Below are 8,804 nucleotides of genomic sequence, written 5' to 3'. Positions count from 1 at the left end.
CGCCCGTCCCTCCCTTGTTCCGACCGTGCTCGGCTCGATCGGCGTCGCACTGCTCGGGATTCTGCTGCTGCTCGTGCTGGCCTACGTCGTGCTGGGGCTCGGCGTCAGCGCAGCGGCGGTCTGCGCGGTGATCGCCCTCGTCCCGCTCACTGTGGTGCTCCTCGGCGTCCGCTGGGTCGACCGCTGGGAGCCGGAGCCGCCACTCGGCCTCTGGTTCGCGTTCCTGTGGGGCGCGGCGGGGTCCGTCGCGATCGCACTCCTGGTCGACCTCGGCGTGCAGATCGCGGTCTACGCCTCGGGCCGGCAGCCGAGCGGATCCGACCTCGTCGGCGCCGTGATCCAGGCGCCGCTTGTGGAGGAGAGCGCCAAGGGACTCGGTGTCCTCCTCGTGCTGCTGATCTGGCGCCGCACCTTCGACGGCCCGGTCGACGGCGTCGTCTACGCGGCCGTCGTCGCATCCGGGTTCGCTTTCGTCGAGAACATCCTCTACTTCGGCAGCGCGCTGGTCGAGGGCGGCTTCGATTCGCTCGCCGTCACCTTTTTCCTCCGCGGAGTGCTCTCGCCGTTCGCGCACGTGCTGTTCACCGCCTGCACAGGTGCCGCGCTCGGCTTCGCCTCGAACCGTCCGGCAGCCGCGCGCGTCCCGATCGCCCTGCTCGGTCTGGCGCTCGCCGCGTTCCTGCACGGCCTGTGGAACGGCTCGTCGTTCCTGGTGTCCGACTGGTTCGGTTTCTACGGAGTGGTGCAGGTGCCGTTGTTCGCGGTTGCCGTGGTCGTCGTCGTGCTGCTGCGCAGGCAGGAGCGGCGTGTGACGCTGGCGCGGCTCGACGATTACGCCCGTGCCGGCTGGTTCTCGCCCGCTGAGGTGCGGATGATCGGCACTGCGGAGGGGCGGCGCACCGCCGCGCACTGGGCCCGGAGCGCGGGCGGTGACCGGCCGCGCGCGATGCGGGACTTCCTCCGCGCGGCGACGCGGCTCGCCCATCACCGGCAGCACCTCGTGCTCGGCCGGGGTGGGCGCACCGGCGAGGTGGACGAGCGCGTCCTGCTCGAGGAACTCGTCGCTCGCCGGGCCGCGCTGACCCGCTGAGCCGCGTAGGCCCCGCTGAGCCGTGCAGGCCCGGCTGAACCGTGCGCAGGCCCGCTGAGCGTCAGGCGGAGTCGCGCCGCACCCGCCGCTCGCCGGCCGTCACCGGCACGCCGAGCCGGTTCTGCGCGGGCGGCAGCGGGCAGTTGTAGTGCGGCGAGAACCCGCACGGCGGGATGTAGGCGCGGTTGAAGTCCAGGAGCACCGGGCCTGGCGTGCCCGCATCCGCTGCGCCGCCGATCCGCTGCACCACGAGGAAGCGGCCGACAGGGTAGCTTGCGAGGTCAGGGTCGTCGCTGCGGTTGGTCGGGTCGCCGAACGGCACGAGCAGTGTGCCGCCGTCGTCGAACGCCGCCACCGTGTACTCCTGGGCGCGGCCGTCCTCCACCAGCGAGAAGATGATGTCGCCGGGAACGACCAAGTCCCGGGTCGCCCCGTTGTCGCGCAGGTGCTCGAACGGAACCGTGCGGTCCTCGCTCACCGGCTCGAACCACGCCTCGAGCACCCAGGCGGCGTCGAACGGGAAGGTCTCGATGGCGTCGAACGAGCGGATGCCTGCCGAGGCGGCGTCCCACACCCGGTAGCCGTATTCGGGCTCGCCGGTGTCGAGGTTCTCGCGGCGCATGCGGGTCAGGGTGGCGGAGGGACCGTAGCCGGCCAGCGCTTGCTCGTCGTCGACGCTCTCGCCGGGCTCGAGCCAGCGGGTCTCGACGAGGGCGAGGTCGCCGCGGGGTCCGGTGACGCGTTCGACGCGTCGGGCGAGCCACGACTCCCAGCCGGCGCGCGCCGCCTCCGTGAGGTCGACTGAGGCGCGGGAGGGTGCAGTGACGCTGCTACTCGGAGTGGTCATGCGGCCTGCAACGCGGAGCCGGTCGGTTCTGTTCCCGGCAGGACCCCGGCGCGCCCGGTAGGACTCGGGCGGTAGGAGGACGCGGTCCGTGGGCCCGGAACGAGAAAGAGTTCGACGCCCTGCGGCAGCGGCAGGGCCGGCTGCTCGGACGGGGCGTCGAACTCTTCGTGAGAAAAAGGATGCTCCTCGGTCGCGCCGAGCGCAAGAGGTAGTCGGATCCCGCATGCCACGCAGGCCGCCGTCGAACGCTCGGTAGACTGGACCGCCTCTTTTCCCGCGGCCTTCGGAGCGCATCCCGCGCCTCCCGCCCCGCGGCGGCGGATCCACGGAAGGCGGACGATGACGGACGGCAGTACGCTCCAGGGCACCGAGCTCTCTCGTGAGCGCGAGTACGTGGCGGCGCTCTACGCGCGCCTCGACGAGCTGATCGCCCAGACCCGCGAGGCGCTGGACACCGTCCGCATCGAGAGCGTCGGCGGCAACCATCAGAGCCGCTCCGAGCGCGACGCCTATGCACGGCTCTACGAGGACCGCCTCCGCTCGCTCACCGGCGCCGACGACCGCCTCGCCTTCGGCCGGCTGACTCTGGCCGATGGCGACTCCGAGCACCGCTACATCGGCCGCATCGGGCTGCGCGACGAGGAGCAGGACACGCTGCTGCTCGACTGGCGCGCCCCCCAGTCGGCCGCCTTCTACCAGGCCACCGCGGCCCGCCCGATGGGAACCCGGGCGCGGCGCCACCTCACCACTCGCGGGCGCGAGGTCCTTCGCTTCGAGGACGAGGTCTTCGACGAGGAGCTGCTGCGCGAGGGGACCGTGCTGCAGGGCGAGGGGGCTCTCATGGCGGCCCTCGGTGCGCAGCGCACCGGTCGGATGCACGACATTGTCGCGACCATCCAGAGCGAGCAGGACCGCATCATCCGCTCCGAGTTGCGCGGCGTGCTCGTCGTGCAGGGTGGACCCGGCACCGGCAAGACAGCGGTCGCCCTGCACCGCGCCGCCTACCTGCTCTACTCCTACCGCGACCGGATCGCCTCCTCCGGCGTGCTCGTCGTCGGGCCGTCGCGCTCCTTCCTCCGCTACATCGAGGCGGTCCTGCCCTCGCTCGGCGAGACGGGCGTCGTCCTCGCCACGCTCGGCCAGCTCTACCCGGGCCTCGACCTCGTCGATGAGGATGTGCCGGCGGTCGCGCGCGTGAAGGGCTCGGCGCGGATGGCGGAGCTGCTCAAGCGTGCCGTCCGCTCCCGCCAGGTCGTCCCGGCCGAGGTGCAGCTGCTCGATGTCAACGGCGAGAAGCTGCGCCTGGAGCCCCAGGACGTGGAGCGCGCGATCACCCGCGCCCGCGACTCCCGCAAGCCGCACAACGAGGCCCGGGTCACCTTCGTCAAGACGCTGCTCTCGCAGCTGACTCGGCAGCTCGCCGACCAGTTGCGCCGCCACGGCAGCACGGTCGACGAGGCCGACGAGGCGGTGCTGCGCGAGGACGTCCGCACCGCGTACGACGTGCGCGTCGCGCTGAACACGGCGTGGATCCCGCTCACCCCCGAGAAGCTGCTGCAGGATCTCTTCGCTCGCCCGAACTGGTTCGCCACCCTCACCCCGCGCTGGAGCGCGGAGCAACGCTCGCTCCTGCGCCGTGACCGCGACGCTCCCTTCACGGTCTCGGATGTGCCCCTGCTGGATGAGGCCGCGGAACTGCTCGGCGCCTACGACGACCATGCCGACGCGTCGAAGAAGGCCGAGAAGGAGCAGCGCCGCCGCGACATCGAGAACGCGGAGGCGGCCATCCGCAACATGGGAGTCGACGGACTCGTCAACGCCAAGGACCTCGCGGCCGGGTTCGCCGAGCGCTCCGTGCTCGGCACCACCGCTGAGCGGGCCGCGGCGGATCGCACCTGGACCTACGGCCACATCGTGGTCGACGAGGCGCAGGAGCTCTCGCCGATGCAGTGGCGGGTGCTGTTGCGTCGGTGCCCCATGCGCTCCTTCACGATCGTCGGCGATGTCGCGCAGGCGTCCGGAGCCTCCGCCGCGTCGAGCTGGGACGCCGCGCTGCGCGACACCTTCGGCCGCCAGGGGCGCGGAGTGGAGGCGGCGCCGTGGCACCTCGAGGAGCTGACGGTCAACTACCGCACGCCGGCGCAGATCGTCGCGTTCGCTGAGCGGACGGCGCGCGAGAACGGGCTCGAGATCACTCCGGGCGAGGCCGTGCGCTCCACCGAGTGGCCGGTGCGGACGATTCGCGACCGCGGTGACGCGAGCCTTCCCGAACGCGTGCTCGCGGCCGTGGTCGAGGACCGGGCGATCGAGGCGGAGGGAACCCTCGCGGTCATCGCGCCCGACGACGTCCTCGCCGCGGTAGCCGAGCGCCTCGGGGAGCGGTTCGGCCGGGAGGTCGGCCGCGGAGCGTCCGGGCTCGACCGCGCGATCGCCGTGCTCTCGACGAACGACGCCAAGGGGCTCGAGTTCGACTCTGTGATCATCGCCCGCCCGCGCCTGATCGCGCAGGCCGGCGAGCGCGGCGCCGCCTCCCTTTACGTGGCGATGACCCGGCCGACGCAGCGCCTCACCCTGGTCGAGTGAGCGCCTCCAGCCCGCTCCCAGACTCCGCCCCCGGGCGCCGTAGGATCGAGGCATGAGCAGCGAGAACCTGACTAAGCCCGAGCTCGACGCACCTGAGGGCCCGGCGCCCGACACTCTCGTCGTCGAAGACATCGTCGTCGGTGACGGCGCCGAGGCGCAGCCCGGCTCGACCGTCGAGGTGCACTACCTCGGCGTCGAGTACGACACGGGTGACGAATTCGACTCCTCCTGGAGCCGTCACCAGTCGATCAACTTCCCCCTCAGCAACCTGATCCGCGCCTGGCAGCAGGGGATCCCGGGGATGAAGGTCGGCGGCCGCCGCAAGCTGGTCTGCCCGCCCGCGCTGGCCTACGGCCCAGCCGGTGGCGGGCACCCGCTCTCCGGCAAGACCCTGATCTTCGTGATCGACCTGCTCGGCACCCGCTAGCCCGAGCCCGCGAAGAAGGCGCAGCTCCTAGCGGGGCTGCGCCTTCTTCACGCGGTCGACCAACTCCCGCCAGGCACCGTCGAGCTCGGTCTCGCCGAGGCGGACGTGGTGGGTCTGCACGCGGATCTCGTAGACGAAACGGTCGGCGCTGGCGGGGGAGTCACCGTCAGCGTCATCCCAGGGGAGCGAGCCGAGCAGGTCGTGCCAGGCTCGCTCGTCGGGCTGCTGTTCCACGTCGACCCGCCACTCGCGACGGAGACCGGCGAATCCACCGCTGCGCGACACAATGACGTCCATGAGCGCGATGTTACTCTCCGTGGGCCAGCAGCTGGCCCGACGTCACTCCGGCAGCGCGACGCCCACGGTTGTCCAGCCCCGGCGCACCGCGTCCTCGACGTCGGAGTCGGCGCCGTAGCGCGCCGAAGCAGCCGTCACGGTGAGCGCTGCGAAAGCCGCGAAGTCGGCCGTCGCCGTGAGGACCCCGCCGGTGAGGACGTCGTACCACACCTGACCCATGCGCTCCCAGGCGCGGCCACCGAGCGTGGTCGCCGCGACGGCGAACGCCCGGTTCGGGATGCCGGAGTTGATGTGCACTCCGCCGTTGTCCTCGTCGGTCTCGACGTAGTGAGCCATCGACCCCGGCTGCGGGTCGGAGCCGAGCACGTCGTCGTCGTACGCGGTCCCGGGGGCGAGCATCGACCGCATCGCCGTGCCCTGCACGTCGTCGGTGAACAGGCCCTCGCCGATCAGCCAGCTCGCGTCCCTCGCGCTCTGGTCTGCGCCGAACTGCTCCAGCAGCGTGCCGAAGACGTCCGAGATCGACTCGTTCAAGGCGCCCGACTGACCGCGGTAGACCAGGTTGGCGGTGGAGGCAGTGATCCCGTGCGTGAGCTCGTGTCCGATCACGCTCGGCGAGACCGTGAAGCGGCGGAAGACCTGCCCGTCGCCGTCTCCGAAGACCATCCGTGAGCCGTCCCAGAAGGCGTTGTCGTACTCATGGCCGTAGTGCACCGTCGCGTCCAGCGGTAGCCACGCGTCATCGATGGAGGCACGGCCGTACGCCTTCTGCAGGAAGGTGGACATCGCACCGAGGCTGTCGTACGCCTCATCCGCTGCGGTGTCGCCGAGCGGCGGCTCACCTTCTCGGCGGATAACGGTGCCGGGCAGGGTCTGCGTGTTTTTCGCGTCGGAGATGGTGCGCTGGAGCGCCTGCGGGCTGGTGCGCGTCGACCGTGTCGCCGACGCGGTCGGCGCTCGATGGCCCGGTTCGTCTGGGCGGTCGCGGCGGAAGGGCAGGTCCTGCTGGAGGGAGCGGCTCGCAGCCTGTGCTGCCCTGGCGAAGGCGGGATCTTCGAGCTGAGAGATGCGGACGAGAAGGTACGGTGGCACGGCAGCGCATTTCATGGGGTGATCTTCCCACTGACCGCCGACAAGGTCATGAGTGTGTCGCTACGCGCCCGGTCCCTGAGCTGAGCGAGCGATAGCGTGGGCGCCACGAGCAGTTTCCACGGACCCGGGGTGCTGCCCCGAGGATGACGAGGGCGGACATGGGCATCATCACGCGGGCTTTTTCGGCAAGCGCGACATGAATCCCGCTCTCCCGCCGGGCCAGTACCTCGAACGCGACTTCCCCGTGCTCTCGGTCGGGCCCACCCCGAACATTCACCAGTGGGCTCTCTCGATCGATGCCGGTCCGGCCGGCGTCCGCCGCTGGAGCTGGGAGCAGTTCGCCGAACTCCCGCACGAGGACGTCCGCACCGACATCCACTGTGTGACGCGCTGGTCGAAATTGGGCACGAGTTGGCGCGGAGTGTCGGTCGACACGCTCCTGGAGGGACTCGAGAGCGACGCCGGCTTCGTCATGGCGCACAGTTTCGGCGGCTACACGACTAACCTCCCGCTCGCCGAGATCCGCGGCGGGAAGGCCTGGATCGCCACCGAGTTCGAGGGGAAGCCGCTCGCGGCCGAGCACGGCGGCCCCGCCCGCCTGCTGGTGCCGCACCTCTACTTCTGGAAAAGCGCGAAGTGGGTGCGGACGCTGCGCCTGATGCCCGGCGACGAGCCCGGCTTCTGGGAACAGAACGGCTACCACCTGCACGGAGATCCGTGGAAAGAAGAACGCTACTGGTGATCTGGATGCAGGCGCTGGCCGAGTCGGCCGCCCCGCTCACGCCCACCTCGCGCCTGATCGTGCTCCACGTGCCCCGCTGGCCGGGCCACCTCGCCGGGCAGCACCTCGACGTTCGCCTCACCGCTCCCGACGGCTATCAGGCGAGCCGCTCGTACTCGATCGTCTCGGATCAGGACGGTCGACTCGCGGTCGACCTCGATTCCCCGACGGACCGCACCGTGTCCTGGCCCGTTACCGCGACGGAACCGTCGACGCGATCGATCGAGTTCCCCAACGGCGAAGGCCAGTCGATCCCGGTCGATGACCCGTTCTGGTGGTCGAAGGACTCGCATCTCACGGACAGCCCGTGGGGTATGACCGACAACGTCACGATGCCCTTCTGGGGAACGACATTCGGCGGAGCGGGCGTGAGCTACATCGTGGACGCGGACACGGACATCGGCACCCAGGTCGCTTTCGCTGCACAGAACGAGCGGTTGTCCGCCTCCGCCGAGCACTCCTTCGACAGCACGCGGAGGACATCGACGTTCCGAGTCACGATGGCCGCGACGGACGGGAATCCCGTCGCAGCGGCGCAGGACTACCGCCGCCTTCTTCTCTCCCGGGGAGGAATCACGACACTCGACGAGAAAATCGCTGCGAATCCGCAGACGCGCAAGCTCCTCGGCGCAGTGCACGGATATCTCTGGGGAGACGGTGACGACCCGACGATCGTCAGCCGATTGAAGGAGCTCGGCATCCAGAACGCATGGCTCGGCTACAACGCCGATGTCGCGTCGATGAGTTCGTCCACGGTCCAAGCGGTGACGGACGCCGGCTACCTCGCAGCGCCGTACGACTCCTGGGAGAACGCGCAGGATCCGTCATCGTCCGACAGCTCGTCGAGCGTGTGGCCGGGAGACATCTGGCCGAACGGCTGCGTGACGGACGAGAACGGCGACCGTCGTGAGGGGTTCGCCGGCCGAGGATGCACCCTGAGTACCTCGGCGATGGCGAACGCGGAAGCGGACACGGGCGTGCTCACCGATCGCGTCCGGACCATGACCGCGAACAACGTCCCGTCCTACTTCCTCGACGTCGATGCCACGGGGGACCTGGCACACGACGTCACGCCCGCTCATCCGCAGACTGAGGCGCAGGACCGTAAGAACCGCATCGATCGCCTGGAGAAGCTCGCGGCCGGAGGATTCTCCGACGGGAAGCCGCTCGTCGTCGGCTCCGAGAAGGCGGAGTGGTGGGCGAACCCTGCGCTCGCCTTCTCGCACGGCTCGAGCACCCCGATCTCGAACGGCATCTGGACGCTCCAGAAGGACAAGAAGCAGTGGGGCGGCTACTGGCCCGCCAAGCGTCCGGCCTTCTTCTTCACGCCCGTCGCGCTGTCCGATGCGCTGGCGAAGGAGATGGTGGATCCCCGCTTCCGCGTGCCGCTCTACGAGACTGTCCTCCACGATTCCGTCGTGTCGACCGACCGATGGGAGATGGGTCTCTACAAGTTCGAGGGATGGGAGAAGGAGCGCATCCTCAGCACGCTGCTGACCAACACTCCGGCGATGCTCGCGCTGGATCATCGAGTCCTCGATGAGCACGGCCAGCAGATCGCCGCGATGCAAGCATTGAGGCTTATGCAAAATTGGTTTTTTGCCGAGTGAAAAAGATGAGTCCGCGGACGGCGTTGAAGGCATCTCGGAAGGTGCGCAGTGGCCGCCGGTAGTCGGTGTGGAATATC

The 8,804-nt window shown here is 70.0% G+C and carries 8 protein-coding genes; 5 read left to right on the top strand and 3 right to left on the bottom strand.

Translation table 11 applies throughout. The annotated features are described in order from the left end of the window. Positions 1 to 1,090, top strand: a 1,090-nt coding sequence (locus C5D07_RS12925; protein WP_346243097.1) for a PrsW family intramembrane metalloprotease, incomplete at its 5' end; no start/stop codon positions are given. A gap of 61 nt (positions 1,091 to 1,151) precedes the next feature. Here the strand turns inward: C5D07_RS12925 and C5D07_RS12920 are convergent. Then, positions 1,152 to 1,937: a DUF1684 domain-containing protein gene (locus C5D07_RS12920; RefSeq protein WP_068252297.1), complete on the bottom strand. Its 786-nt coding sequence runs from the start codon at positions 1,935 to 1,937 to the stop codon at positions 1,152 to 1,154. Positions 1,938 to 2,276: 339 nt separating this feature from the next. On the opposite strand from C5D07_RS12920, the gene C5D07_RS12915 reads away from it, so the two are divergent. Then, complete coding sequence (locus C5D07_RS12915) at positions 2,277 to 4,520, top strand: HelD family protein (protein ID WP_068252299.1); 2,244 nt, start codon at positions 2,277 to 2,279, stop codon at positions 4,518 to 4,520. A gap of 52 nt (positions 4,521 to 4,572) precedes the next feature. Then, positions 4,573 to 4,947: an FKBP-type peptidyl-prolyl cis-trans isomerase gene (locus C5D07_RS12910; protein WP_068252302.1), complete on the top strand. Its 375-nt coding sequence runs from the start codon at positions 4,573 to 4,575 to the stop codon at positions 4,945 to 4,947. A gap of 27 nt (positions 4,948 to 4,974) precedes the next feature. On the opposite strand, the gene C5D07_RS12905 is transcribed toward C5D07_RS12910, so the two are convergent. Further along, positions 4,975 to 5,244: a protealysin inhibitor emfourin gene (locus C5D07_RS12905; RefSeq protein ID WP_068252304.1), complete on the bottom strand. Its 270-nt coding sequence runs from the start codon at positions 5,242 to 5,244 to the stop codon at positions 4,975 to 4,977. Between the two features lie 42 nt (positions 5,245 to 5,286). After that, positions 5,287 to 6,351, bottom strand: a complete 1,065-nt coding sequence (locus C5D07_RS12900; protein ID WP_068252307.1) for a M4 family metallopeptidase — start codon at positions 6,349 to 6,351, stop codon at positions 5,287 to 5,289. A 181-nt stretch (positions 6,352 to 6,532) separates the two neighbouring features. On the opposite strand from C5D07_RS12900, the gene C5D07_RS12895 reads away from it, so the two are divergent. Together C5D07_RS12895 and C5D07_RS16175 are read left to right on the top strand one after the other, a co-directional pair. Then, the gene (locus C5D07_RS12895; RefSeq protein ID WP_104259504.1) at positions 6,533 to 7,078 is read left to right on the top strand and encodes a molybdopterin-dependent oxidoreductase; all 546 of its coding nucleotides are present in this window, start codon (positions 6,533 to 6,535) and stop codon (positions 7,076 to 7,078) included. 5 nt (positions 7,079 to 7,083) lie between these two features. Next, positions 7,084 to 8,727, top strand: coding sequence for a glycoside hydrolase (locus C5D07_RS16175; protein ID WP_346243098.1), 1,644 nt, complete (start codon positions 7,084 to 7,086; stop codon positions 8,725 to 8,727). Positions 8,728 to 8,804: the final 77 nt, after the last annotated feature.

Origin of the sequence: Rathayibacter tritici (assembly GCF_002932875.1) — a bacterium.
Classification (GTDB): domain Bacteria; phylum Actinomycetota; class Actinomycetes; order Actinomycetales; family Microbacteriaceae; genus Rathayibacter; species Rathayibacter tritici.
Note: the sequence above shows the minus strand (reverse complement) of the source record. Positions and strands in the feature narration are given on the sequence as shown.